Origin of the sequence: Janthinobacterium sp. BJB446, assembly GCF_002735655.1 — a bacterium.
Lineage (GTDB): Bacteria > Pseudomonadota > Gammaproteobacteria > Burkholderiales > Burkholderiaceae_D > Janthinobacterium > Janthinobacterium lividum.
The window spans coordinates 3,113,416-3,139,857 of record NZ_PDZK01000001.1 but is presented as its reverse complement, the minus strand read 5'-3'; the positions used below and the strand labels follow the sequence as shown (position 1 = coordinate 3,139,857).

The window sequence follows — 26,442 nt, the reverse complement described above, 5'->3', positions numbered from 1 at the left end:
CGAGAAATTGTGGGTATCAGTCTGTAAAACGCACAGTTCAGGCGGAATTTTGACAAATTATGGAGAAGCAGGGATATGACCAACGCCGCTGATGATTTCGATGCATTATTCGATGAAGTATCCGCGCAAAGCGCGGCCGCAGCCACGCCGGCGCCTGCCGCCGCGCCCGCTCCCGCCGTGATCGCGGATGACGATTTTGACGCGCTGTTCGACTCCGTGTCGGCCAGCGCCGCCGCACCGGCAGCTGCAGCCGCAGCGGCGCCGGTGGCTGCCGCGCCAGCCGCAGCGGAAGCGACCCCCGTGGCCAGCGCCGGTGCGCCTGGCGAAGCGGCCGACCCGGTCGACCAGTCCGACAAGCCGATGTTCGAGCGCCTGGGCGGCATCGTGCGCCTGCTGCACGATTCGCTGCGCGAACTGGGCTACGACAAGGCATTGACGGAAGCGTCGTCGCAGATCGTCGACGCCCAGGACCGCCTGGAATATGTCGCCACCCTGACGGAGCAGGCCGCCAACAAGGTCCTGAATACGCTCGACGAAGGCATGCCGGCGCAAGACGTGCTGTCGAAGAAAGCCAAGGACATGGACAGCCGCTGGACAGCCTTGTTCGATGGCAAGCTGAGCCTGGAAGAATTCAAGGCCCTGGCCGGCGATTCACGCCAGTTCGCGCAAGCCGTTGCCGAAGCAACGGAAGCGGAAAAAGCACGCTTGCTGGAAATCATGATGGCCCAGGACTTCCAGGACATCACGGGCCAGCTGATCAAAAAAGTGGTCAACATCACCAAGACGGTGGAGCACGAGCTGGCTCAGCTGCTGCGCGACAACGCGCCGGCCGAGGTGCGCGAAAAGCTGGCGCAAAAGCCGGTGCCGCTGATGCAGGGCCCGTCCGTGCCGTCGGTGGCGCTGGACCAGGATAATGTAGACGACCTTCTTGCGGATTTGGGATTCTAATGGACGATATGCTCAAGGATTTCGTCGTTGAGGCGATGGATCTTGCGGTTAATGTTGAAGAGCACTTATTGCGCCTCGAGCGTGATCCTGACAACAAGGAAACACTGAATGCCGTGTTTCGTTCTTTCCACACCATCAAGGGCGGCGCCGGCTTCATGGGCTTGCCCGCGCTGGTGGCGGCCTGCCATCTGACGGAAAACCTGTTTGACGCCTTGCGCACGGGCGCAGCGCCGGTAACCCCCATCGCCATCGAGGCGGCGCTGCAAGCGTCCGGTTTCGTGGCCGACCAGCTGACGGAACTGGCGAATGGCGCCGCGCCGGAAAGCTTGCCGGCCATGCCGGAAGAGCTGGAACATATCCTGACGAACGCCATCGAAGGCAAGGGCATGGACGCGCCTGCGCCGGCCGCCGTGGTGGCGGAAGCGGCCGTGGTCGTTGCCGAGGTCGCAGAAGTTGCCGTGGCCGCGCCCGCCGCCGCCGTTTCCACCGCCGGCGCCGATGGCCTGGACTGGGAAGGCATGTATAACGCCGTCGTGCCCGAGGGCAGCCGGGTCGCTGCCGCGCCGGTGTCCGCCGTCGCCGCTGCGCCTGCCGTCGTGGCCGCCGCGCCGGCCGCTGCCGCTGCCGCCAAGCCGGCCGCCAAGAATTGGGATGGCGCCGAACGACGCGAAGAGCGTCCGGAAGTGCGCCATGCCGCGCCCGTCAAGGAAGACAGCATCCGCGTCGACGCCGTCAAGCTCGACGCCCTGCTGGAAGTGGCCGGCGAATCCGTGCAGGCCGCCAACCAGGCTGCCGTGCTGCTTGAGCGCTTGCTGCAATTCAAATTCGAAGGCCAGGCTGCCACCCTGATGGCGACTCTGGCGGAAACCCTGGAACGCGCTTCGCGCTACTCGACGGAATTGCAGCGGGCCACCCTGGCCACGCGCATGCAACCCGTGGGCCGTCTGTTCCAGAAATTCCCGCGCCTGGTGCGCGAGCTGGCGAAGGACCTGGGCAAGGATGTCGAGCTGACCATCGAGGGCGCGGAGACGGAAGTCGACCGCGTGGTGGTCGACAGCTTGTACGATCCGCTCGTGCACATGCTGCGCAACTCGCTCGACCATGGCGTCGAATCACCGGAAGCGCGCCTGGCTGCCGGCAAGCCCGCCAAGTCGTATATTTCACTGAAAGCATGGCAGGAAGCCAACAGTGTCATGATCGTGCTGCAGGATGACGGCAAGGGCATGGATCCGGCCTTCCTGCGCAGCAAGGCCCAGCAAAAGGGCTTGATCAGCGAAAACGCGCAATTGAGCAACGACGAATGCTTCCAGCTGGTGTTCCTGCCGGGCTTCTCGACCAAGGAAGTCGCGTCCAGCGTCTCCGGCCGTGGCGTGGGCATGGACGTGGTGAAAACGGCCGTGGAGAAAAACCGCGGCGCCATCCATATCGAGTCGGCGCTGGGCAAGGGCACGAAATTTGCCATCCGCCTGCCGATCGAACTGTCGATCGTGCCGACCATGCTGGTGTCGACGTCGGGTGCCGCGCTGGCGCTGCCGATGGCGGTGGTGCAACGCGTCGTCGAATTGCCGGAAACCTTCATGGAAGTGGGCGGCGCGCCCGTGCTGAAAGACCAGGGCCGTCCATTGCCCGTGCGGTCGCTGGCCGGCTCCCTGGGCTATGAATCGTGCAGCGAGCGTGTCGGCATCGTGGTCGCTGCGCCACAGCCTTACATCCTGGCCGTGGAAGCCGTCGATGGCACGGCCGACCTGGTGATCAAGCCGATGACGGCCATCACCGTGGAAGGCATCACGGGCACGGCCCGCTCGGCCGAGGGCGAGCTGGTGCTGGTTGTCGGCCTGTCGTTCCTGATGGATGGGTGCCGGGGGAGCGTGCGTTTGGCTGCATGAGAGCACCTGACCAAACCTACTGCGCGTCGGTATAGGCGGCCTGCGATGCTCACCGTACTAGAGTACGGTTGCGCTTCTTAGCCACCTCTCCCTTCCGCTCGCTACGGTTTTGTCAGGCTCCGTAAGTAAGTATTTGCTTTATTCATTGAAAGCCCACTATGCGTAGTGGGCTTTTTCATTGGGTAATCAAACGCCGCCGGGGCGTAAAGTTCCCCCTTCAAGCCAGCGCTGCACGCGCAGCACTTCCTGAGCGCGCTCCGCCTCGTCCTTCGGTGGCGGCAGGTAGATATCGGGCATGATGCCACCGAGATCCACCTGCAGCTGCGGCAAGCGGGCCGAGCGCGAGGTGGCGTATTGCAGGTGGCGCTGTCCCGATGGCAGGGCGTGCAGGCGCAGGTTGGAATAGTCGAGTGCACCGTAACTGTTGCGGCCGATCAATTCCACATGAAAACTTTGCCGCGCCGCCAGCAGGAATTCTTCGCAGGAGCTGGCGCAGTCGCGGTCGACCAGCACGGCCACGCGCGCCGGCCGGCGCGGTTCCGGCGTGTCCGCGCGCATATAGCTGATGGTGCCGCTACCGTGCTGCGGCGCGTATTGGCCCGGCTTGACGCTGCGCATCTGCGTCACGGCCTGGGCCGCAAAGGCGGCGCATGCCTGGTCGCCGGGCGCCAGCAGCGCGCAGACGTTTTCCTGGCCTTCGATATTGGCCGGCGTGGACAGCCATTCGGCGCCCATGCGGACGATCTCTCCCGAACTGATCCAGGACAGCAGCGGCGCATACGTGCTGTCGCTGCCGCCGCCGTTGCGGCGCACGTCGAGGATCCAGTTGGGGCGCGCCGCCAGTGCCGCGCGATGCGTATCGAGCAGGGCGGCCACGGCGGCGCAGTAGCTGCCGTGAAAGCTGGGCAAGGTCAGCAGTACAGTCGAGTCCGACAATATCCGCAGCGCCGGTTCCTTCGATGCTGCCGCCTGTCCCGGCGCGGCGGGCCGTGCCGGCGCCGGTTTGGCGATATCGAGCGCGCTGCCCGGCTTCACATGCAGATGGCCCTTGCGCCACATGCGCGCATAGTTTTCCAGCACCGCATCGCAGGCCTGGCCATCGGCCGCGCCGGCCGCCGCCGTGGTGGCCGTGGCCAGCGCCAGGTCGAAATACGCCTGTCCCTTTTGTTCCAGGTGCTGGCGCGCGCCCGTGTCATTTTCCAGCAGGAAGGGCGCAATGGCGCGCAAGTCCTGTACGCATGTTTCTCCCGGCGTGGCGGCCGCCGCATGGGCGCCGGCCAGGGTCAGGGCGGCCAGCGCCAACAAGTTCAGTTTCATCGAAGTCCCAGTGTGGTGGCGCGCGTGCGCCGGTCATTATTGTCGAAACACAATACACGAAAGATTGAGGAAAAAACATGCCTTTCTGCCGCCGCCGTCAGTCCTTCGGCAAGCCGCGTGCGGATGGGCTTGTGATGGCGCTGATAAGCCGATATCGGCAATTTCCAGCTCATATCGAACAATGAGGCCAAACTTTGTATCGCCAATCCCACGCTTTTGCCTGTTTCGGTTCTGTATTCCCCAATATATGGCATAATCCTTGTGGATCACCGTATGACCTGGTATCACTTGATCACTTAAACAGGCTGTGGCAACGCTGCATAAATCATGATGAAGACGCTTTACGACAAACTTTGGGAATCCCACGTTGTTCGGGCCGAAGATGATGGCACGACAATTCTGTACATCGACCGGCACCTGCTGCACGAAGTCACCAGCCCGCAAGCCTTCGATGGCCTCAGCGTGGCGGGCCGCCAGCCGTGGCGCACTTCCGCCAACCTGGCCGTGGCCGACCATAACGTGCCCACCACCAGCCGCGTCGACGGCATTGCCGACCCGGTCTCGCGCCTGCAGGTGGAAACGCTGGACAAGAACGCCAAGCACTATGGCTTGACCTACTTCAACATGAACGACAAGCGCCAGGGTATCGTGCACGTGATCGGCCCCGAGCAGGGCGCGACCCTGCCCGGCATGACGGTCGTCTGCGGCGACTCGCACACGTCCACGCACGGCGCGTTTGGCGCGCTGGCGCACGGCATCGGCACGTCCGAAGTGGAACACGTGCTGGCCACGCAAACCTTGCTGCAAAAGAAATCCAAATCCATGCTGGTGCAAGTCGACGGCGCCTTGCCGGCCGGCGTGACGGCCAAGGATATCGTGCTGGCCATCATCGGCAAGATCGGCACGGCCGGTGGCACGGGCTACTGTATCGAGTTCGGCGGCTCGGCCATCCGCGCGCTGTCGATGGAAGGTCGCATGACGGTGTGCAACATGGCCATCGAGGCGGGCGCGCGCGCCGGCATCATCGGCGTGGACGACACCACCATCAATTACGTCAAGGGCCGTCCGTTTTCCCCGGCAGGTCCGCACTGGGAGCGCGCCGTGGCCTATTGGCGCACCCTGCATTCGGACCCTGGCGCCCGCTTCGACCTCGTCGTCACGCTCAACGCGGCAGACATCGTGCCGCAAGTGACCTGGGGCACCTCGCCCGAGATGGTGATCGGCGTCGATGGCCGCGTGCCGGACCCCGACCTGGAAAAAGACAGCGTCAAGCGCGATGCGATGGAAAAGGCGCTGGTTTACATGAACCTCAAGCCCAACACGGCCATCGAAGACATCCGCATCGACAAGGTATTCATCGGTTCCTGCACCAATTCGCGCATCGAGGATTTGCGCGCGGCGGCCGCCGTGGTGCGCGGCAAGTACCGCGCCTCGAACGTCACCCTGGCGCTGGTGGTGCCCGGTTCCGGCCTCGTCAAGGATCTGGCCGAGCGCGAGGGACTGGACCGCATCTTCAAGGATGCCGGTTTCGAATGGCGCGAGCCGGGCTGCTCCATGTGCCTGGCCATGAATGCGGACCGCCTGGAGCCGGGCGAACGCTGCGCTTCCACGTCGAACCGCAACTTCGAAGGCCGGCAAGGGCAGGGCGGCCGTACCCACCTGGTGTCGCCCGCGATGGCGGCGGCGGCAGGCATCGCCGGCCACTTTGTCGACGTGCGGGGATTGCGATGACGGCAGGGACCGGCGCCGCTGGTTTACACTAGCGTTCCCGGTCCCTTACTTACTATCAAGAAATCATCATGAAAAAACTCTTCGCCCTCCTCATCGCCACCGTCATCCTGTCTGGCTGCAACACCGTCTCCGGCATCGGCCGCGATGTGCAGAAAGTCGGCCAGGTCGTCACTGGCGCCGGCGGAAAATAAACCGCGACGTGCCGGCGCCCCGTGCCGCGCGTCCTACCGAGTAGAAACAGCATGGATAAATTTACGATTTACGAAGGCCTGGTCGCCCCGCTGGACCGCGCCAACGTCGACACCGACGCGATTATCCCGAAGCAATTCCTGAAATCGATCCACCGCAGCGGCTTCGGCCCCAACCTGTTCGATGAATGGCGCTACCTCGACCATGGCGAGCCTGGCCAGGACAACAGCCGCCGTCCGCTGAATCCGGAGTTCGTGCTCAACGAGCCACGCTACCAGGGCGCTTCGATCTTGCTTACGCGCAAGAACTTCGGTTGCGGCTCCTCGCGCGAACACGCGCCGTGGGCGCTGGATCAATATGGCTTCCGCGCCATCATCGCGCCATCGTTTGCCGATATCTTCTTCAATAACTGCTACAAGAACGGCTTGCTGCCCATCGTGCTGTCGGAAAGCCAGGTCGAGCACCTGTTCAATGAAGTCAAGGCTTTCCCCGGCTTCAAGCTGGTGGTGGACCTGGAGCAGCAATGCGTGCGCACCAGCAACGGTTCCGTCTCGTATCCGTTCGAGATCGACGCCTTCCGCAAATATTGCCTGATGAATGGCCTCGACGATATCGGCCTGACCCTGCGCCACGCCGACGATATCCGCGCCTTCGAAGAACGCCATCTTTCTGCTCAGCCCTGGCTGGCCAACGTCATTTAAACGATTAAAATATGAAAATTGCAATCTTACCCGGCGACGGCATCGGTCCTGAAATCGTCGCGCAAGCTGTCAAGGTCTTGAATGTGCTGGGCGAATCGTTCGAGCTGGAAACGGCACCCGTGGGCGGCGCCGGCTATGCGGCCCATGGCCACCCTTTGCCGGAAGGCACCCTGGCCCTGGCCAAGGCGGCTGATGCCGTGCTGTTCGGCGCTGTGGGCGACTACCAGTACGACAACCTGGAGCGCCAGTTCCGTCCCGAGCAGGCGATTTTGGGCTTGCGCAAGAACCTGGGCCTGTTCGCCAACCTGCGTCCGGCCATTCTGTATCCGGAGCTGGCGGGCGCTTCGACCCTGAAGCCGGAAGTGGTGTCCGGCCTGGACATTTTGATCATCCGTGAACTGACGGGCGACATCTATTTCGGCCAGCCCCGCGGCGTGCGCGAGTGCCCGGATGGTCCGTTCAAGGGCCAGCGCGAAGGTTTTGACACCATGCGTTATGCGGAAGGGGAAATCCGCCGCATCGCCCACGTGGCTTTCCAGGCCGCGCAAAAGCGCGACAAGCGCCTCACCAGCGTGGACAAGGCGAACGTGCTGGAAACCTTCCAGTTCTGGAAAGACATCGTTACCGACGTGCACAAGGAATACCCGGATGTGGCGCTCGATCACATGTATGTCGACAACGCGGCCATGCAGCTGGTGCGGGCGCCGAAGAAATTCGACGTCATGGTGACCGGCAACATGTTCGGCGACATTCTGTCGGATGCGGCCGCCATGCTGACGGGCTCGATCGGCATGCTGCCGTCGGCTTCGCTCGACGCCAACAACAAGGGCCTGTACGAACCGTCGCACGGCTCGGCGCCCGATATCGCGGGCAAGGGCATCGCCAATCCGCTGGCGACGATCTTGTCGGCGGCCATGATGCTGCGCTATTCGCTCAACCGCGAAGAGCAGGCAAGCCGCATCGAGGCTGCTGTCAAGCAAGTGCTGGCGCAGGGCCTGCGCACGGCCGACATCCATGAAGCGGGCACGATTTTGGTCGGTACCGAGGCGATGGGTGATGCAGTTGTAAAAGCGCTGGGATAAAATAGTCTAATGACGGCAGTCGCCGTCTCATCTTGAGGAATGGTAATGAAATTAGTTGGCTTGGTAGGTTGGCGCGGTATGGTCGGTTCGGTCCTGATGCAGCGCATGCAGGAAGAGGGCGATTTCGCCCATATCGAACCGGTGTTTTTCACCACTTCGAACACGGGCGGCGCGGCGCCGGCCATGGCGAAGAATGAAACCATCCTCAAGGATGCCAACAACATCGCCGAACTGTCCAAGTGCGACATCATCATTTCCTGCCAGGGCGGCGACTACACGAGCGCTGTCTTCCCGCAGCTGCGCGCAGCGGGCTGGAATGGCTACTGGATCGATGCGGCATCGACCCTGCGCATGGAAAAAGACGCCGTCATCGTGCTCGACCCCGTCAACCTGCACGTCATCAAGGATGCGCTGGGCAAGGGCGTCAAGAATTACATCGGCGGCAACTGCACGGTATCGTGCATGATGATGGGCTTGGGCGGCCTGTTCCAGCACGATTTGATCGACTGGATGACGTCGATGACCTACCAGGCGGCATCGGGCGGCGGCGCGCAGCACATGCGCGAACTGCTGACGCAATTTGGCACCATCAACGGTTCCGTCAAGGCGCTGCTGGACAACCCGGCTTCCGCCATCCTGGAAATCGACCGCCAGGTGCTGGCCACCCAGCACGGCTATTCCCCGGATGAAATCAAGCAATTCGGTGCGCCGCTGGCCGGCAACCTGATCCCGTGGATCGACAAGGACCTGGGTAACGGCCAGTCGAAGGAAGAGTGGAAGGCGGGCGCGGAAACGAACAAGATCCTGGGCCGCGGCATCGACTTTGGCACCAAGGAAATCCCGGTGGACGGCCTGTGCGTGCGCATCGGCGCCATGCGCTGCCATTCGCAAGCCTTGACCATCAAGCTGAAAAAAGACGTGCCGCTCGATGAAATCAACGACATCATCGCCAGCAACAATGAGTGGGTGAAATTCGTGCCGAACACGCGCGAAGCGTCCGTGCGCGACCTGTCGCCGGCGGCCGTCACGGGCAGCCTGACGATTCCTGTCGGCCGCGTGCGCAAGATGAGCATGGGCGGCGAATACCTGTCCGCGTTCACCGTGGGCGACCAGTTGCTGTGGGGCGCGGCCGAGCCGCTGCGCCGCATGCTGCGCATCCTGCTGGACGCGTAATGGCAATAAATCAGTAATAAATTGCTGATCAAGATCAAGCCGGGGCTGTTTTCCCGGCTTTTTTTTCGTCCTGAGCCCCTCAAGGCTCAACCATGCGGAGCTTGCATAGCTCTGGGCATGATGATATGTTGATACCTCTGGAAAAGTAACAGTTTTCCCATGTCAACTAAGATGCCGCCAACTATGCCTGTACACACTCGTCCCCGGGTCGCCTCCCTTGCCATTAAAACACTCAGCAGCGCTGTCGCCTGTGCGGTGTTATTGTCACCGGCGGCATCCGCAGCCGAGCTGGGCAAGATCACGGTGCTGTCCGCCGCCGGCCAGCCGCTGCGCGCCGAGGTCGAATTATCGGCCGTCAAGCCAGGCGAGGCCGCGAACCTGCTGGCCAAGCTGGCGCCGCCGGACGCCTACCGCCAGGCCAACGTGGAATTCAATCCCGCCCTGAACGCGCTGACGTTTGCCGTGGAAAACCGCAATGGCAAGCCCTTCATCCGCATCAGCTCGGCGCAACCGGTGGCCGAACCCATGGTGGATCTTTTGCTGGAGCTGAGCAGCAAGAGCGGTCGCCAGGTGCGCGAATATGCGTTTGTGCTCGACACGCCCGAAGCGCGCCAGACGCGCGGCGCGCAAGTGACGGCGCCAGTCGAGCCAGGCAAGGCCAAACCGGCTGCCGCCGCGGCCGATGCTGCGCCACCGGCCGCGAAAAAGGCGGCAGGCGAATACAAGGTCAAGGCGGGCGATACCCTGAGCCGCATCGCCAGCGAGCTGAAGCCTTCGGGCGTCTCGCTCGACATGATGCTCGTCGCCCTGTACCGGGCCAATCCCGATGCCTTCAAGGGCGAGAACATGAACCGCATGCAGGCCGGACGCATCCTGGCCGTGCCGGGCGCGGACACCGTGCGCGCCACGGGCGCGGCTGAAGCGAAGGGCATCGTGACGGCGCACGCCATCGATTTCGAAGCCTACCGCAACAAGCTGGCTGGCCAGGTGTCGCAAAGCAAGCCGGCCAAGGCGGCGCAAGCGACGCAAAGCACGGCTGGCAAGATCGGCGCGACGAAGGTGCAGGAAAAGCCGACGGCCGTGAGCGAGTCGCAAGACAAGCTGAAACTGTCGAAGGCGGAGCCGGCGGCCAAGTCGGCCGGCAAGAGCGCCGTCGCCAGCGAGGAAGACAAGATCGCCAAGGCGAAGCAGGTCGATGAAGCTGCCGCGCGCGTCAAAGAGCTGGAAAAGAACGTCAGCGACCTGGAAAAGTTGATGGCGGTCAAGAGCAAGGCCATGGTGGACAAGAGCGCCCCGGCGCCCGCCAAGCCGGCCGAGACCGCTGCCAGCGCACCGGCCAGCGTTCCTGCCCCGGCCGCCGAGGCGCAGCCGCCCGTGCCGAAGGCGAAACCGGTGCCGCTGGTGAGAAAGCCGTCGCCGCTGGAACCGACCTTCGCCGACAAGATCAATGACCATATGGGTGCCATCGGCATCGGCCTGGCCGCGCTGCTGGCGGCCGTGGCCGCGCTGGTGATCGCGCGCCGCCGCAAGGAGACGCCGCCGCCCGCCGACAATGTCGCCCCCGTGTTCGAGCCGGAAGCGCCGGTGACGCCGCCGGCCGGCCTGGCGCCGGAAGACCAGCAGTCCGAAGCGAGCAACCACCTGTTCGGCACGGGTGCCGCCGCTGCCGGCGTGGCCGCCGTAGCGGGTGCCAGCATGCTCGATGCGAATGAAACGGACCCGGTCGCCGAAGCGGACGTGTATATCGCCTACGGCCGCGATGGCCAGGCGGAAGATATCCTCAAGGAAGCCTTGCGCATCCACCCGGAGCGCCATGCAGCCCGCCTGAAGCTGCTGGAAATCTATTCGGCCCGCAACGACGTGCGCGCATTTGAAGACCAGGCCAGCGAGCTGTACAGCCTGACGCGGGGCCAGGGCGAGGAGTGGCCGCAGGCGGCCGCGCTGGGCCTGGCGCTCGATCCCACCAATCCCCTGTATGGCGATACGGAAGACGACGCCGTTGTCAGCCTGAGCAAGGCTGCGGGCGACGACTTGCATGGCCAGAGCATGGACTTGTCCGACGATCTGTCTGCTCCTGAATCAGCGCCGGCAGCTGACCTGGCGCCCGCCGAGCCCGTGTCCTCCGTGATGGCCCGCGACGATACGCGCGCGCCCCTCGACTTCGACCTCGACAGCCTCGATTTCGAGCCCGTTTCTACCAGCGACCCGATCGTCATGCCGGGACCGGACAGCAAGCCGGTCTCCACCGCGCAGGATGCGCAGTATGACGCCAGCATGGATTTCGGCCTGGACCTGGAGCCGCCAGCCGGCCCCGTGAATGGCGTGGGCGCCGGCTTGACGCCATTGCCTGATCCGTTGAAGGATGTCGACCTGGCCCATTTCGACCTCGACGAACCCGTGGCGCCCGCTGCCGCGCCGGTCGCGGCGGCCGAGCCTTCCCTCGAGAGCCTGTTCGACGACGCGCAAACGCCCGCCACCTTGCCGGAAGCCATACCGCCGGCACAGGAATTCGACCTGTCCGGCATCGACCTGGACCTCAACGATGGCAAGACGGCCAGCGCTGGCGTGGACGACCCGCTGTCGGCCATCCACATGGAAATGGATACCAAGCTGGACCTGGCGATCGCTTACCAGGAAATCGGCGACAAGGAAGGCGCGCGCGAGCTGATCGATGAGGTCATCAAGGGCGGCAGCGCCGAACAGGTCGCGAAAGCGAATACGATGAGGGCTTTGCTGAGCTAGCAATACCCGCCGGTGCGGCAGGCTGCCGCGCCGGTATAATGCTTCGATGCAAAATATTACGACAGCAACGCCATTGAAGCGTATCGTCCTCGGCCTGCAGTACGACGGCACGGCCTGGCATGGATACCAGAAACAGGAAGACGGGCAAACGGTGCAGGATCAGCTGGAAAACGCGCTGGAACAGTTTGCCCGCGTGCGCCTGGCCACCACCTGCGCCGGCCGCACGGACACGGGCGTGCATGCGCTCGAGCAAGTCGTGCATTTCGATACGGAATTGAACCGCGACGTGCACTCGTGGGTGCGCGGCGTCAACGCCTTCCTGCCGAAATCCATCGCCGTGCGCTGGGCCAAGGAACTTGAAGGCGATCCGACGGTCAATGACTTCTTCCACGCCCGCTTCAGCGCCCGCGCGCGTACCTACCATTATGTGTTGTACAACAACGCCACCCGTTCGCCGCTCGTGGAAGGGCGCGCCGGCTTCTTTTTCCGTCCGCTGGACGTGGAACTGATGCGGCAAGCCGTGCAACCGCTGCTGGGCTGGCACGATTTCACGGCTTTCCGCGCCGCGCAATGCCAGGCCAAGTCGCCCGTCAAGCTGATGCATGACATCCGCATCGAGCGGCGCGGCGATTGCGTGATTTTCACCATTACGGCCAATGCCTTCCTGCACCACATGGTGCGCAACCTGGTCGGTTCGCTCGTCTACATCGGCACGGGGCGCGAAAAGCCGGACTGGCTTGGGCATTTGCTTGAAAGTAAAGACCGCCACGCGGCGGCGCCGACCTTCATGCCGGACGGCCTGTACCTGGCACAGATCGATTACGATCCGAAATGGGCATTGCCGCAAGACAGTAGTAGCGCTTTGCCCTGGTTTTGATCTGCATCAAATCAAGTAAAGGATTGCCATGCCTCGCACACGCATCAAGATCTGCGGCCTGACCCGCGCCGAAGACATCCAGGCCGTCGTGGCCGCGGGCGCCGACGCCATCGGTTTCGTGTTTTATCCGAAAAGCCCCCGTTACGTCACGCCGCAGCAGGCCGCCAGCCTGATCGCCGCCATGCCGCCCTACGTGACGACGGTGGGCCTGTTCGTCAATGCCACGCTGGACGAGGTGCGGGCCACGAGGGCCGTGGCGCCCTTGTCCCTGCTGCAATTTCATGGCGACGAGACGCCCGAACACAGCGCCGCGCTGGCTGGCGCCGTGAATACGCCCTTTACGCAAGTGTTCCGCGTCAAACCCGACACCTCCTTTGAAGATTTGCTAGAATACGAACAGCGCTATCGCGCCGCCAGTCCCTTGTTCTCCAGCCTCTTGCTCGATACCTATGTGGATGCCTACGGCGGTGCAGGAAAGGTATTTGATTGGTCCCTCATTCCAAAAGAACTCGCGCCTCGGGTCGTTTTAAGTGGTGGCTTGAGCGTACAAAACGCGACTGACGCAGTGGTGCGCGTGCGCCCTTACGCCGTCGACATCAGCAGTGGTGTCGAAGCGTCCAAGGGCATCAAGGACGCATCCCGAGTCCGCGCGTTTATCGCCGCGGTGCAGGATGCCGATGCCATCATTGCCAGAGGAAACCACCATGAATGACCACACCACCGCGCCCGGCGCAGCCGCCGCATTGTTCCACGCCACCGATTACCCTTTTCCTGACGTACGCGGCCACTTCGGCCCCTATGGCGGCTCGTTTGTTGCTGAAACGCTGACCCACGCGCTGGCCGAGCTGAAGGACGCTTACGCGCGCTACAGCGCGGACCCGGAATTCCTCGAAGAGTTCCGCTACGAGCTCAAGCACTTTGTTGGCCGTCCGTCGCCCATCTACCACGCCAAGCGCTGGTCCGAGATGGCTGGCGGCGCGCAAATCTATTTCAAGCGCGAAGACTTGAACCACACGGGCGCGCACAAGATCAATAACGTGATCGGCCAGGCCCTGCTGGCCAAGCGCATGGGCAAGCCGCGCATCATCGCCGAGACGGGCGCTGGCCAGCATGGCGTGGCCACGGCCACCATCTGCGCCCGCTTCGGCCTCGAATGCGTGGTCTACATGGGCAGCGAAGACGTCAAGCGCCAGGCGCAGAACGTGTACCGCATGAAATTGCTGGGCGCGACCGTCGTGCCCGTCGAATCCGGCTCCAAGACCCTCAAGGATGCGCTGAACGAAGCCATGCGCGACTGGGTCACGAATATCGAAAACACCTTTTATATCATCGGCACCGTGGCCGGCCCCCATCCGTATCCGATGATGGTGCGCGACTTCCAGTCCGTGATCGGCGAGGAATGCCTGGTGCAGATGCCGGAAATGACGGGCCGCCAGCCCGACTACGTGCTGGCCTGCATCGGCGGCGGCTCGAACGCCATGGGTATCTTTTACCCGTACATCGACCAGAAGGACGTGAAACTGATCGGCGTGGAAGCGGCCGGCGAAGGGCTGGACACGGGCAAGCACTCGGCTTCGCTGACGGCGGGCTTTCCGGGCGTGCTGCACGGCAACCGCACCTACCTGCTGCAGGATGAAAATGGCCAGATCATCGAGACGCACTCCGTCTCGGCCGGCCTCGACTATCCGGGCGTGGGCCCGGAACACGCGTGGCTGAAAGATTCGGGCCGCGCGCAATACGTGTCGATCACGGACGACGAGGCGCTGCAAGCGTTTCACGACTGCTGCCATATCGAAGGCATCATCCCGGCCCTGGAATCGTCGCACGCGCTGGCCTACGCGGCCAAGCTGGCGGCTACCTTGCCGAAAGATAAAATTGTATTGGCCAACCTGTCGGGCCGTGGCGACAAGGACATGCATACCGTGGCGGAGCGCATGGGACTCAATTTCAACTAGCAGCGTGTCAACGGGGTCAGACCCGCCGGGGGAGTGCGCGCCAGGGGTGCGCATTCCGATCCCGCAGGGACTGACCCCAGCCTTTGCTTTGGGTTGAAATCATTCCATCTATCCATCATTAAGAAAGCTCATCATGTCCCGTATCTCCGCCACTTTTGCCAATTTAAAATCCAACAACAAGACCGCCCTGGTCACTTTCATCACCGCCGGCGACCCCGGCCCTGACGCCACCGTGCCCCTGATGCACGCACTCGTCGAGGGCGGCGCCGACGTGCTGGAGCTGGGCGTGCCGTTTTCCGACCCCATGGCCGAAGGCCCCGTCATCCAGCGTGCCTGCGAACGGGCTTTGAAATTCAATGTGGGCATCCACGATGTGTTCGGCTATGTGCGCCAGTTCCGCGCAACGAACCAGACGACGCCCGTCGTGCTGATGGGCTATGCCAACCCCATCGAGCGCATCGGCAGCGCCGCGTTTATTGATGCAGCGCAAGCGGCCGGCGCCGATGGCGCCATCGTCGTCGACTATCCGCCGGAAGAGTGCGAGGAATTCGCCGCCGCCATGCGCGAGGCTGGGCTCGACCTGATCTTCCTGCTGGCGCCCACCTCGACTGAAGAGCGCATTGCGCAAGTGGCCAAGGTTGGCGGCGGCTTCAGCTATTATGTGTCGCTGAAAGGCGTCACGGGCGCCGGCAACATTGATACGGAACAGGTGGCAGAGCGCCTCGCGGCCATCCGCCAGCATGTAAAATTACCTGTCGGCGTGGGCTTCGGCATCCGCGATGGCGCCACGGCCAAGGCCGTTGCCAAGGTGGCCGATGCCGTCGTGATCGGCAGCCGCATCATCCAGGAGATTGAAAATGCCCCGGAAGGTGGCGCCGTCGACGCCGTGCGCAGCTTTACGGCAAGCATCCGCGCCGCACTGGACGCCTGAGCAAGCTTGTTGTTTACGCAAGCTCGGGTGGCGGCAAAGTTCGACAGCCCGGCGATAAACGGCTACACTTCGGCCACTGATTTGCCTGTTATTGTGCAATAGATAAAATTTTTGGTGGCGCCCTGCGGGGCGTCGCCGTTTACCGTCTGCCGGGGGCGTCCACCGACGCTACCCCTACAAGGGCCCAAGGAGAAAATATGAGTTGGTTGGAAAAACTGCTGCCACCGCGCATCCAGCGTTCTGATGCCGCCGCGCGCAAGACCATGCCGGAAGGCCTGTGGGTCAAGTGCCCGTCGTGCGAAGCCGTGCTGTACCGTACGGACCTGGAGTCGAATTTGCACGTGTGCCCGAAATGCGACCACCACATGCGCATCCGCGCGCGTGAACGCCTCGACAGCCTGCTCGACGCGGGCGGCCGCTATGAAATCGGCCAGGAAATCCTGCCCGTCGATACCTTGAAATTCAAGGACAGCAAGAAATACCCGGACCGCCTGAAGTCCGCCATGGAAGCGACGGGCGAGACGGATGCGATGGTCGTCATGGGCGGCGCCATCATGAGCCTGCCGGTTGTCGTGGCGTGCTTCGAATTCGAATTCATGGGCGGCTCCATGGGCTCCGTCGTGGGCGAGCGCTTCGTGCGCGGCGCGCAGATCGCGCTGGAACAGAAAGTGCCGTTCATTTGCATCACCGCCACCGGTGGCGCGCGCATGCAGGAAGGCTTGCTGTCCCTGATGCAGATGGCGAAAACCACGGCCATGCTGACCAAGCTGTCGGAAAAGAAATTGCCATTCATCAGCGTGCTGACCGACCCGACCATGGGTGGCGTGTCCGCTTCGTTCGCCTTCATGGGCGACGTGGTCATCGCTGAACCGAAAGCGCTGATCGGCTTTGCCGGTCCGCGCGTGATTGAAAACACCGTGCGTGAAAAACTGCCGGAAGGCTTCCAGCGCGCCGAGTTCCTCGTCACCAAGGGCGCCGTCGACATGATCGTCGACCGCCGCAAGATGCGCGAAGAAATCGCCCGCCTGCTGGCCTTGTTGCAAAACCAGGCTGTCGAAGTACTTGCGTAATTTGATTTACCCCAAAACCTGAACTGCCGGGGTCGGACCCTCAGGGTCCGACCCCAGTCTTCGGTTTGGGTCTCATGTCTTTTCCGCCTCGCGCACTCTTTTCAAGAAGTCTCCCATGCAAAACCTCCCCACCACCTTGCCGGACTGGCTAGCCCTGCTGGAAACCCGCCATTCGGAAACCCAGATCAACATGGGCCTGGACCGCGTGCAAGCCGTCAAGGCGCGCATGCAGCTGGCGTTTACTTGCCCCGTGATCATGGTGGCAGGCACGAATGGCAAGGGGTCCACCTGCGCCATGCTGGAATCCGTGTTGTTGCGTGCCGGCTACAAAGTGGGGCTCTACATCAAGCCGCACTTTCTTGATTTTAACGAGCGCGCCCGCGTGCTGGGCGAGATGGCCAGCGATGAACAGCTTGTCGCCAGCTTCAATGCCGTCGAAGCCGTGCGTGGCGACACGCCGCTGACGTATTTCGAATTCACCACCCTGGCGATCCTGCACCTGCTGTCGCAGGCCAAGCTGGACGTGGCCATCCTCGAAGTGGGCCTGGGCGGGCGCCTCGACGCCGTCAACGTGATCGACGCCGACGTGGCTATCGTCACCAGCGTCGATATCGACCACACGGATTACCTGGGCGACACGCGCGAAGCGATCGGCTTTGAAAAGGCGGGTATCTTCCGTCCGGGCAAGGCGGCCATTTGCAGCGACCCCGTGCCGCCGCAGTCGCTGATCGACCACGCGGAAGCCATCGGCGCGGACCTGTGGCTGATGGGCCGCGATTTCAATTATTCGGGCGACAAGCAGCAGTGGAACTATGGCGGGCGCGAGCAGCGCCGCAATTCGCTCGCTTACCCGAGCTTGCGCGGCGCCAACCAGATCCTCAATGCGACGGCCGTGCTGGCCGCGCTGGAAGTGCTGAAGCTGAAACTGCCCGTGGGCGCGCAGGAAGTGCGCACCGGCCTCGTGACGGTGGAACTGCCGGGCCGCTTCCAGGTCTTGCCTGGCCGCCCCAGCGTGATCCTCGACGTGGCGCACAACCCCCATGCAGCCTCGGCGCTGAACCAGAACCTGGGCAATATGGGTTTCCACCCGTACACGTATGCCGTGTTCGGCTCCATGCTGGACAAGGATATCGATGGCGTACTGGCCGCGATGAGCGAGCACGTCGACCACTGGTGCCTGACGGGCCTGCCTTCACCGCGCGCGGCCACGGCCTCCGAACTGGCCGCCAAGGTGCAGATCATGCTCGAAGACAAGCCCGACAGCAGCGAACATACTGTGTCTATTTTCGATGATCCGGCACAAGCTTTTGCAAATGCAATGAGCCGGGCCGGTGAGAATGATAGAATTGTGGTCTTTGGTTCTTTCCTCACCGTTGCCGGCGTGATGAAGGCCCGAAAATCCTCACTTCACTGAAACGCACTCGACTGAAAATCACGCATGGGCTTGTTCTCGAAACTGTTTAAAAACAAGCAAGAATCCTCTGGCGAAGACAGCGGCTTTTATGTCCCTGGCGAAGCACAGTCGCCGACCCGCAAGCGCGCAGCCAACACCTCCGGTGGCGGCGGATCGCGCCGTGGCGGCAAGGAAGCGCCGGATCCGGTCTTGCCTGAAAAGAAGCGCGCACGCCGCCGCCTGGTCGGGGCGATTGCCCTGGCCCTGGGCGTAGCTGTCGGCTTGCCAATGCTGCTCGATTCCGAGCCGAAGGCGCCCTTCAACGATATCGCCATCGACATTCCGTCGAAGGAAAAGGCCGCCGCACCTGCACCGGCGCCCGTGCCGGCCGTTCCGGCCCAGGCCGCAGCGAATGGCCTGGACCAGTCCGAGGAAATCGTCGATGCGCCGCTGCCGCCTGCAGCCAAGCCTACGCCCACACCGGCGCCCGTGCTGGCCGCCGTGCAGCCTGCAACGGTCAAGCCGACCTATGTGGAACCGAAACCTGAGCCCAAGCCTGAGCCCAAGCCGGTCAAGGTGGAGCCGAAACCGGAAGCGAAGCACGAACCCAAGCCTGAGCCGAAACACGAGCCCAAGCCCGAGCCCAAGCATGAGGTGAAACCGGAAGCGAAGCCCGAGACTAAGCCTGCCAAGCCGGCGCAATCGGCCGACGATGCCGCGCGCGCGCTGGCTATCCTGGAAGGCAAGCCGCAAGAGAAAGTACAAGACAAGGCGCACGACGCCGGCAGCGGCAAGTTCGTGGTGCAGGTGGCGGCCTTGGCGACGCAGGACAAGGTCGACGAATTGCAGGACAAGCTGCGCGAAGCGGGCATCAAGTCGTACACGCAAAAAGTCTCCAGCCCGGCGGGCGAGCGCATCCGCGTGCGCGTGGGCCCGTTCGGCAGCCGCGAAGACGCCGAAAAGACCCGCGCCAAGCTGCAAAAGCTGGGCCTGGGCGGCAGCCTGGTACCGGCGTGATGTTGCACTGAGCGCGCGTGACGATCTTCGATTACCTGGTGCTGTTCGTGCTGGTGACGTCCGTGCTGATCAGCATGATGCGTGGCCTGGTCAAGGAAATACTGTCATTGGTCAGCTGGATCGTGGCTTTCGTCATTGCCAACGCCTATGGCGCCACGCTGGCGAAATTCCTGCCGGAAGCCGTGCCGGGCGAAGCCATCCGTTTGTTGCTGGCTTTCGTGGTGCTGTTCATCGGCGTACGCATTTTGATGGGATTGCTGTCCATGACGGTCGACGCGCTCGTCAAGGTGACGGGCCTGAGCCTGGCCGACCGCACCCTGGGCAGCCTGTTTGGCGTGGCGCGGGGCCTTGTGATCGTGCTGACCGCCGTCATCTTGTGTGGCATGACGTCCATACCGCAGCAGCCATTCTGGAAAAACGCGCAGCTCAGCCCGCTCGCGGAGCAGGGCGCGCGCGCCATCAAGCCTTATCTGCCTGCCGCTTACGCGCAGCATGTGAAATTTTGAATTTTTTTTAAAATCAGTAGCACAGTTTAGGAGCACACCATGTGTGGCATCGTCGGCGTCGTTTCCCATCAACCTGTCAATCAATTGCTCTATGATGCATTGTTGCTCCTGCAACATCGCGGTCAGGACGCGGCAGGGATTGCGACCAATCACAGCAGTATGTTTTCCATGCACAAAGCCAATGGCCTCGTGCGTGACGTCTTCCGTACGCGCAACATGCGTTCGCTGCAAGGCACGACGGGCATCGGCCATTGCCGCTACCCGACGGCCGGTTCGTCGAGCGAAGAGGAAGCACAACCGTTCTATGTGAATGCGCCGTTCGGCATCACCCTGGCGCACAATGGCAACCTGACCAACTGGGAACAGTTGAAGCTGGAAATGTTCAAGAATGACCGCCGCCACATCAATACCGATTCCGATTCGGAAGTGCTGCTCAACGTGCTGGCGCATGAAATCCAAGAAGCGACGACGGGCCTGAACCTGGACCCGGAAGCCATCTTCAAGGCCGTTACCGTGCTGAACCGCCGCGTCAAGGGTGGTTACGCCGCCGTGGCGCAAATCGCCGGCGTGGGCTTGCTGGCCTTCCGCGATCCGCACGGCATCCGCCCGCTGTGCCTGGGCATCAATGAAACGGAGCAAGGTCCGGAATACCTGATCGCTTCCGAATCCGTGGCCCTGGAAGGCATGGGCTTCCGCTTCGTGCGCGACATCGGCCCCGGCGAAGCCGTCTTCATCGATGCTGACAAGCAATTGCACAGCGCCCAATGCGCCGACAATGCCAGCCTGAACCCGTGCGTGTTCGAATTCGTCTACCTGGCCCGTCCCGACTCCGTCATCGACGGTGCCTCCGTGTACGCCACGCGCCTGAAAATGGGCGAGTACCTGGCCGAGAAGATCCGCGCCGAATTGCCAGGCGTGCATATCGACGTGGTCATGCCGATTCCCGATTCCTCGCGTCCGGCCGCCATCCAGCTGGCCATGGCGCTGAACATCGAGTACCGCGAAGGCTTCATCAAGAACCGCTATATCGGCCGTACCTTCATCATGCCGGGCCAGGCGGCGCGCAAGAAATCCGTGCGCCAGAAGCTCAACGCGATCCCGTCCGAATTCAAGGACAAGGTCGTGCTGCTGGTCGACGATTCCATCGTGCGCGGCACCACCAGCCGTGAAATCGTGCAGATGGCGCGCGAAGCGGGCGCGACGAAAGTCATCTTCGCCTCGGCTGCGCCGCCGGTGATCTACCCGAACGTGTACGGCATCGACATGCCGACGCGCGACGAACTGATCGCCTATGGCCGCACGACGGAAGAAGTGTGCCGCGAAATCACGGCCGACTACCTAGTGTACCAGGACATCGGCGCGCTCAAGCAGGCCATCGCCGACGTCAACCCGGCCCTGACCAACTTCGAAGCGTCGTGCTTCGATGGCGTGTACGTGACGGGCGACGTGTCGCAGGAATACCTGGACCGCCTGGAATATGCGCGCCATCATCCGAAGGCGGCAGCGCCCGAAGATACGCCGCGTTCCCAGCTGAACCTGAACCTGGCGACAACAGAAGCGTAATTATCTTGCCCGGCTAGCGCCGGGCTTTTTTTGCTCCGCGATCATGAACGATAAAAAAAACTACGGCTTTACCACCACCATCCTGCATAACGACCGCCGCAAGGGCATCGAGCACGGTTCCCTGCACAAGCCCGTGCATACTTCCGTTGCCTTCGGCTACGGCGATGCGCGCCAGCTCGCTTCCGTATTCCAGGGCAAGGAGCCCGGCTTCCGCTACGGCCGCCAGGGCAATCCGACCGTTTCCGCGCTGGAAGACAAGGTCAACAAGATGGAAGACGGCGTCGCCACGCTGTGCTTCGCCACCGGCATGGGCGCCATCGGCGCCGTGGTGCAGGCGCTCTTGCGCGCGGGCGATCATGTCGTGTCGTCGGCCTTTTTGTTTGGCAACACCAACAGCCTGTGGCAAACGGTGACGGGGCAGGGCATCGGCGTGTCGTTCGTCGACGCCACGGACGTGGCCAACGTGGCCGCCGCCATCACGCCGCAAACGCGCATCGTGTTTGTGGAAACCATCGCCAATCCGCGCACGCAGATCGCCGATCTGGCGAAGATCGGCGCGTTGTGCAAGGAACGCGGCATTTTGTACATCGTCGACAATACGATGACGACGCCCTACCTGTTCCGCCCGAAAGCCGTGGGCGCGGGCCTGGTGGTCAATGCGCTGACAAAATCCATCGGCGGCCACGGCAATGCCCTGGGCGGCAGCTTGACGGACACGGGCGTGTTCGACTGGACGCAGTATCCGAACATTTTCGACAATTACAAGAAGGCGGCGCCGGCGCAGTGGGGCATCGCGCAAATCCGCGCCAAGGCCTTGCGCGATTTCGGCGCATCCCTGGGGCCGGAAGCGGCGCACCATATCGCCGTCGGCGCGGAAACCATGGCCTTGCGCATGGACCGCACCTGCTCGAACGCCCTGGCGCTGGCCACCATGCTGGCTGCCGACCCGCGGGTAGCGGCCGTGCATTACCCGGGCCTGGCCGCGCATCCGCAGCACGCGCTGGCGACGGATTTGTTCCGCAGCTATGGCTCGCTGTTCAGCTTTGAGCTGAAGGATGGCATCGATTGCTTCGATTTCCTCAATCGTCTCAATCTTGCCATTCCAGCGAGCAATCTCGGCGACACGCGCACCCTGGTCATTCCCGTCGCCCACACGATCTTTTACGAGATGGGCGCCGAGCGCCGCGCCAGCATGGGCATCGCCGAATCCCTGATCCGCGTGTCCGTCGGTATCGAGGATGAGGCGGACTTGCTCGAGGATTTCCGTAGCGCCCTGGACGCATAAAACGCCTGGGCAATAAAAAAGGGCCGCAACAGTCATGCTGTTGCGGCCCTTTTTACATGCGGAGGTTCAATGCCAGCTGCGCATCAAGCCTACCGCCAAACCTTCCAGGGCGAATTCATCTTCCGGCGATACGGTAATGACCTTGAAGTCGGGGTTTTCCGGCAGCAATTCGATGACGGAACCCGTTTTCTTGTAGCGCTTGACGGTGACTTCGTCGCCGATGCGGGCGACGACGATCTGGCCATTCTTGGCGCTATCGACCTTCTTGACGGCCAGTAAATCGCCATCCATGATGCCGGCGTCGCGCATGGACCAGCCGCGCACCTTCAGCAGGAAGTCGGGCTTGGCAGAAAACAGGGCGGGGTCCACGTTGTAGCTCGCTTCCAGGTTTTCCTGTGCCAGAATGGGCGAGCCTGCCGCCACCCGGCCGATCAGGGGCAGCGACATCAGCAGCGCTGCCGGCACTTTCGATGGCAGGGCTTCAGCGGCCGCGCCGATCAGGCGGATGCCGCGCGAGGTGCCGGGAGAAATCTCGATCGCGCCCTTGCGGGCCAGGGCCTGCAAATGCTCTTCGGCCGCATTGGCCGATTTGAAACCCAGTTCATTGGCGATTTCGGCACGGGTGGGAGGAAAGCCCGTGTTTTCAATCGCGTCCTTGATCAGGTTCAGGATTTGTTCTTGTCGTGCTGTCAGCTTGATCATGAGCGGTGGGTGCATACTAAAATGCTGTCTATATGAACAGTCTGTATTTTTGTACAGTATCGCCCACTATGCAAGGGGATTTCCGTGTTTTAGGCGAATTTCGCAAGAAATACTTGTCCAGGGGCGGAAAGCACGGTGGCGCGCGGGCTTTTCGGGCGCTGGTGGAAGGAATGATTGAAACGTTTGCAAAAGGCGGTTATAATCTTCGGCTGACCTTCCCACACCCGTCTTGACGCCGGGGTGGGCGATTATCAATCCGACCTGAAGGAGTTTGCATGCGTCATTATGAAATAGTCTTTATCGTCCATCCGGACCAAAGCGAGCAAGTGCCCGCGATGATCGAACGCTACAAAGCCAGCGTAACCACCCGCGGCGGTTCGGTTCACCGCGTGGAAGATTGGGGCCGCCGTCAAATGGCTTACTCGATCCAAAAGCTGCCTAAAGCACACTACATCTGCCTGAACATCGAATGCGACAACGAGACCCTGGTCGAGTTGGAAACAGCATTCAAATTCAATGATGCCGTGTTGCGTCACCTGACCGTTAAAATGAAGAAAGCTGAAACAGCTCCTTCGCCGATGATGAAATCGGTACAACGCGAAGACGCGGCCAAAAGCCACCGCACCGAAGCACCAGCAGCCGCTCCAGCCGCAGCAGCAGCTTAATTCTTGACCAGGATCGTGCGCTGAACCAGCTACAAGTAACCGCCATCATTGCCGAGCGCGAAATATTGCGCTATACCCCGGCAGGGCTGCCGATTGTGAATGCAGTATTGCAACACAGTTCGCAGCAGATGGAAGCAGGGATTGCCCGTTTGACCGAGTTTGATGTTGCCGCGCTAGCCGCTGGCGAAATTTCAGGCAGGTTCAGTCAGGCAAGCTTGGGCGGGGTATATCAGTTCACGGGTTTCCTGGCCAGGAAGAGCCGCAACAGCAAGAGTTTGGTGTTTCACATCATTGATTTTAGTGCAGTCAATTCTGACTAGCGCATTTTAGATACAGGAGCCTGACATGGCATTCGGTAAAAAGTTCGACAAAAATAAGCTCAAGCTTAAAGAAAAACGCAAACAGCAAAACCCGTTGTTCAAACGCAAGAAGTTCTGCCGCTTCACCGCAGCTCACGTTGAGCAAGTCGACTACAAAGACGTCGACACGCTGAAAGACTTCGTCCAAGAAAACGGCAAGATCATGCCAGCACGCCTGACCGGTACCAAAGCGCACTACCAGCGCCAAGTTGACACCGCAATCAAGCGCGCTCGCTTCCTCGCGCTGCTGCCATACACCGATCTGCACCACGCTTAATCGGTCAGATATTCCTGGAGAAGAACTATGCAAATCATTCTGTTAGAAAAAGTTGTTAACGTCGGTAACCTCGGCGAAGTCGTCAAAGTCAAAGACGGTTACGCACGTAACTTCCTGATCCCGCAACGCCTGGCACGTCGTGCTACGGCAACCGCTGTGGCTGAATTCGAAGTCAAGCGCGCCGAACTGGAAAAAGCTGCTGCCGCCAAACTGGCCGCATCGCAAGCCCAGGGCGAAAAACTGAGCGGCCTGACCGTTCAAGTTGCTCAAAAAGCTGGTGTTGATGGCCGTCTGTTCGGTTCCGTCACCAACTTCGACATCGCTGAAGCGCTGACCAAGCAAGGTTTTGCTGTTGAAAAAGCACAAATCCGCATGCCTACCGGCCCGCTGAAGATCGTTGGCGAGCACAACGTTTCGGTTGCTCTGCACACCGACGTGGTCGTGGAAGTTGTTATCGCTGTCGTACCAGACGCGAACGCGTAATCGTCTGCGGGCCTGGCCCGCAAGCGTTGCCGCACTATGAAAAGCCGGGTTCGCCCGGCTTTTTTGTGGCCTTTTTTTCGCTCAATTTCAGCCCTTTATTTTTGCCAGCACGCCGAAGCGGGTATAATTCGCGCCATGAACGCCCCCTCTGATCCGCAACTGGATTCCCTCCGTATTCCGCCGCATTCGATCGAAGCAGAACAATCCGTCATTGGTGGTCTGCTGCGCGACAATGCCGCGTATGACCGCATCGCCGACTTCATGCATGCGGAGGATTTCTATCGCTATGACCATCGCATCATCTTCGAGCAAATCGTCAAGATGGTTAACGCTTCCAAGCCAGCCGATGTCATTACTGTTTTTGAAACCCTGACCCAGCTCGGCAAGGCCGATGATGTGGGCGGACTCGCTTACCTGAACGCCATGGCGCAAAACACGCCATCGGCCGCGAACATCCGGCGCTACGCCGAGATCGTGCGCGACCGCGGCGTGCTGCGCAAGCTCATCACCGTCGCCGACGATATCTCCGGCACGGCCTTCAGCCCGCAAGGCAAGGAAGTCAAGCAGATGCTTGACGAGGCCGAATCGAAGATTTTCGCCATCGCCGAAGAAGGCGCGCGCGGCGCCCAGGGCTGGACCGCCATCCAGCCCCTGCTGACGCAAGTGGTCGAGCGCATCGACGAACTGTACAGCCGCGACAACCAGAGTGAAATCACGGGCGTGCCCACCGGTTTCATCGACCTCGACCGCATGACCTCCGGTCTGCAGCCGGGCGACCTGGTGATCGTGGCGGGCCGTCCGTCGATGGGCAAGACGGCGTTTTCCGTCAACATCGGCGAAAACGTGGCCATCGACAGCGGCTTGCCCGTGGCCGTGTTCTCGATGGAGATGGGCGGCGCCCAACTGGCCATGCGTATGCTCGGCTCCGTCGGACAGCTGGACCAGCACCGCCTGCGCACGGGCCGCCTGAACGACGAGGACTGGCCGCGCCTGACGAATGCGATCCAGAAGATGAACGACGCGCAGTTGTACATCGATGAAACGCCGGCGCTCAACTCGATCGAATTGCGCGCCCGCTCGCGCCGCCTGTCGCGTCAATGCGGCAAGCTGGGCCTGATCATCGTCGATTACTTGCAGCTGATGTCGGCCAATACGCCGGGCGACAACCGCGCCACGGAGATTTCCGAGATTTCGCGGGGCTTGAAAGGCCTGGCGAAAGAACTCGGCTGCCCCGTGATCGCGCTGTCCCAGCTGAACCGCTCGCTGGAGCAACGCCCGAACAAACGTCCTGTCATGTCCGACTTGCGCGAATCGGGCGCTATTGAGCAGGATGCCGACGTGATCCTGTTCATTTACCGCGACGAGGTGTATAACCCCGACTCGCCAGACAAGGGAACGGCCGAAATCATCATCGGTAAACAACGTAACGGTCCAATCGGCAGCATCCGCCTCACCTTCATGGGGCAGTACACCAAATTTGGCAATTACAGTGGTGGCCTGGCGCTTTACCAAGGCGACTAACACAGCAGCACTGATATTCCATTGGCCGCCCCTTCATCAAAAGGGGCGGCTTTCTGTAGTAAATAACAC

General features: G+C 61.9%; 25 protein-coding genes. 23 read left to right on the top strand and 2 right to left on the bottom strand.

Features of this window, described 5'->3' with window-relative positions; translation table 11 throughout:
- Window positions 1-75: 75 nt before the first annotated feature.
- Together CSQ92_RS13875 and CSQ92_RS13870 are read left to right on the top strand one after the other, a co-directional pair.
- A complete protein-coding gene (locus CSQ92_RS13875; RefSeq protein ID WP_099394372.1) occupies window positions 76-948 on the top strand; it encodes a protein phosphatase CheZ in 873 nt (290 codons plus the stop codon).
- The gene (locus CSQ92_RS13870; RefSeq protein ID WP_099394371.1) at window positions 948-2,834 is read left to right on the top strand and encodes a chemotaxis protein CheA; all 1,887 of its coding nucleotides are present in this window, start codon (window positions 948-950) and stop codon (window positions 2,832-2,834) included. Before CSQ92_RS13875 ends, CSQ92_RS13870 begins: the two co-directional genes overlap by 1 nt.
- 186 nt (window positions 2,835-3,020) lie before the next feature.
- Here the strand turns inward: CSQ92_RS13870 and CSQ92_RS13865 are convergent, their stop codons facing one another.
- Window positions 3,021-4,151 (bottom strand): S41 family peptidase, encoded by a 1,131-nt coding sequence (locus CSQ92_RS13865; protein ID WP_099394370.1) that lies wholly within the window; start codon window positions 4,149-4,151, stop codon window positions 3,021-3,023.
- 327 nt (window positions 4,152-4,478) lie between these two features.
- Here CSQ92_RS13865 and leuC point away from each other — a divergent pair, with 327 nt between their 5' ends.
- The 16 genes from leuC to CSQ92_RS13785 all read left to right on the top strand — a co-directional run bounded on the left by leuC (window position 4,479) and on the right by CSQ92_RS13785 (window position 22,366).
- Window positions 4,479-5,882: a 3-isopropylmalate dehydratase large subunit gene (gene leuC, locus CSQ92_RS13860; RefSeq protein WP_099394369.1), complete on the top strand. Its 1,404-nt coding sequence runs from the start codon at window positions 4,479-4,481 to the stop codon at window positions 5,880-5,882.
- Between the two features lie 68 nt (window positions 5,883-5,950).
- Window positions 5,951-6,073 carry a lipoprotein gene (locus CSQ92_RS13855; RefSeq protein ID WP_010400408.1) on the top strand — a complete coding sequence of 41 codons (123 nt, stop codon included), beginning with the start codon at window positions 5,951-5,953 and terminating at the stop codon, window positions 6,071-6,073.
- Between the two features lie 51 nt (window positions 6,074-6,124).
- Window positions 6,125-6,772, top strand: coding sequence for a 3-isopropylmalate dehydratase small subunit (leuD, locus tag CSQ92_RS13850; RefSeq protein WP_034783435.1), 648 nt, complete (start codon window positions 6,125-6,127; stop codon window positions 6,770-6,772).
- An 11-nt stretch (window positions 6,773-6,783) separates the two neighbouring features.
- Window positions 6,784-7,854 (top strand): 3-isopropylmalate dehydrogenase, encoded by a 1,071-nt coding sequence (gene leuB / locus CSQ92_RS13845; protein WP_099394368.1) that lies wholly within the window; start codon window positions 6,784-6,786, stop codon window positions 7,852-7,854.
- Between the two features lie 45 nt (window positions 7,855-7,899).
- Entirely contained in the window at window positions 7,900-9,027 is a 1,128-nt protein-coding gene (asd, locus tag CSQ92_RS13840) for an aspartate-semialdehyde dehydrogenase (RefSeq protein ID WP_071653368.1), read from the top strand.
- A gap of 255 nt (window positions 9,028-9,282) precedes the next feature.
- Window positions 9,283-11,769 (top strand): FimV/HubP family polar landmark protein, encoded by a 2,487-nt coding sequence (locus CSQ92_RS13835; protein WP_257219211.1) that lies wholly within the window; start codon window positions 9,283-9,285, stop codon window positions 11,767-11,769.
- 46 nt (window positions 11,770-11,815) lie between these two features.
- Complete coding sequence (truA, locus tag CSQ92_RS13830) at window positions 11,816-12,646, top strand: tRNA pseudouridine(38-40) synthase TruA (RefSeq protein ID WP_174718108.1); 831 nt, start codon at window positions 11,816-11,818, stop codon at window positions 12,644-12,646.
- A gap of 28 nt (window positions 12,647-12,674) precedes the next feature.
- Window positions 12,675-13,358, top strand: a complete 684-nt coding sequence (locus CSQ92_RS13825; RefSeq protein ID WP_070281123.1) for a phosphoribosylanthranilate isomerase — start codon at window positions 12,675-12,677, stop codon at window positions 13,356-13,358.
- Window positions 13,351-14,601: a tryptophan synthase subunit beta gene (trpB, locus tag CSQ92_RS13820; RefSeq protein WP_099388741.1), complete on the top strand. Its 1,251-nt coding sequence runs from the start codon at window positions 13,351-13,353 to the stop codon at window positions 14,599-14,601. The genes CSQ92_RS13825 and trpB overlap by 8 nt, the downstream gene beginning before the upstream one ends.
- A 133-nt stretch (window positions 14,602-14,734) precedes the next feature.
- Window positions 14,735-15,532 (top strand): tryptophan synthase subunit alpha, encoded by a 798-nt coding sequence (gene trpA / locus CSQ92_RS13815; RefSeq protein ID WP_099394366.1) that lies wholly within the window; start codon window positions 14,735-14,737, stop codon window positions 15,530-15,532.
- Between the two features lie 197 nt (window positions 15,533-15,729).
- Complete coding sequence (accD, locus tag CSQ92_RS13810) at window positions 15,730-16,602, top strand: acetyl-CoA carboxylase, carboxyltransferase subunit beta (protein ID WP_010400390.1); 873 nt, start codon at window positions 15,730-15,732, stop codon at window positions 16,600-16,602.
- 115 nt (window positions 16,603-16,717) lie between these two features.
- Entirely contained in the window at window positions 16,718-18,016 is a 1,299-nt protein-coding gene (gene folC, locus CSQ92_RS13805) for a bifunctional tetrahydrofolate synthase/dihydrofolate synthase (protein WP_099394365.1), read from the top strand.
- A 24-nt stretch (window positions 18,017-18,040) separates the two neighbouring features.
- Window positions 18,041-19,012 carry an SPOR domain-containing protein gene (locus CSQ92_RS13800; protein WP_070260521.1) on the top strand — a complete coding sequence of 324 codons (972 nt, stop codon included), beginning with the start codon at window positions 18,041-18,043 and terminating at the stop codon, window positions 19,010-19,012.
- Window positions 19,013-19,029: 17 nt separating this feature from the next.
- Window positions 19,030-19,518 (top strand): CvpA family protein, encoded by a 489-nt coding sequence (locus CSQ92_RS13795; RefSeq protein WP_077407525.1) that lies wholly within the window; start codon window positions 19,030-19,032, stop codon window positions 19,516-19,518.
- Between the two features lie 39 nt (window positions 19,519-19,557).
- On the top strand, window positions 19,558-21,081 hold the full coding sequence (gene purF / locus CSQ92_RS13790; protein WP_034783451.1) for an amidophosphoribosyltransferase: 1,524 nt from the start codon (window positions 19,558-19,560) through the stop codon (window positions 21,079-21,081).
- Window positions 21,082-21,124: 43 nt separating this feature from the next.
- The gene (locus CSQ92_RS13785; RefSeq protein WP_099388738.1) at window positions 21,125-22,366 is read left to right on the top strand and encodes a cystathionine gamma-synthase family protein; all 1,242 of its coding nucleotides are present in this window, start codon (window positions 21,125-21,127) and stop codon (window positions 22,364-22,366) included.
- A 66-nt stretch (window positions 22,367-22,432) separates the two neighbouring features.
- Here CSQ92_RS13785 and lexA read toward each other — a convergent pair whose 3' ends face one another.
- Entirely contained in the window at window positions 22,433-23,068 is a 636-nt protein-coding gene (gene lexA / locus CSQ92_RS13780) for a transcriptional repressor LexA (RefSeq protein ID WP_034783454.1), read from the bottom strand.
- A 275-nt stretch (window positions 23,069-23,343) separates the two neighbouring features.
- On the opposite strand from lexA, the gene rpsF reads away from it, so the two are divergent.
- The 5 genes from rpsF to CSQ92_RS13755 all read left to right on the top strand — a co-directional run bounded on the left by rpsF (window position 23,344) and on the right by CSQ92_RS13755 (window position 26,373).
- Window positions 23,344-23,733 carry a 30S ribosomal protein S6 gene (gene rpsF / locus CSQ92_RS13775; protein ID WP_034750499.1) on the top strand — a complete coding sequence of 130 codons (390 nt, stop codon included), beginning with the start codon at window positions 23,344-23,346 and terminating at the stop codon, window positions 23,731-23,733.
- Window positions 23,734-23,753: 20 nt separating this feature from the next.
- Window positions 23,754-24,053 carry a primosomal replication protein N gene (gene priB, locus CSQ92_RS13770; protein WP_034783455.1) on the top strand — a complete coding sequence of 100 codons (300 nt, stop codon included), beginning with the start codon at window positions 23,754-23,756 and terminating at the stop codon, window positions 24,051-24,053.
- A gap of 25 nt (window positions 24,054-24,078) precedes the next feature.
- Window positions 24,079-24,369 (top strand): 30S ribosomal protein S18, encoded by a 291-nt coding sequence (gene rpsR / locus CSQ92_RS13765; protein WP_010400024.1) that lies wholly within the window; start codon window positions 24,079-24,081, stop codon window positions 24,367-24,369.
- A gap of 27 nt (window positions 24,370-24,396) precedes the next feature.
- Window positions 24,397-24,852 carry a 50S ribosomal protein L9 gene (rplI, locus tag CSQ92_RS13760; RefSeq protein ID WP_034783456.1) on the top strand — a complete coding sequence of 152 codons (456 nt, stop codon included), beginning with the start codon at window positions 24,397-24,399 and terminating at the stop codon, window positions 24,850-24,852.
- Between the two features lie 135 nt (window positions 24,853-24,987).
- Window positions 24,988-26,373, top strand: a complete 1,386-nt coding sequence (locus CSQ92_RS13755) for a replicative DNA helicase (RefSeq protein ID WP_034750488.1) — start codon at window positions 24,988-24,990, stop codon at window positions 26,371-26,373.
- Window positions 26,374-26,442: the final 69 nt, after the last annotated feature.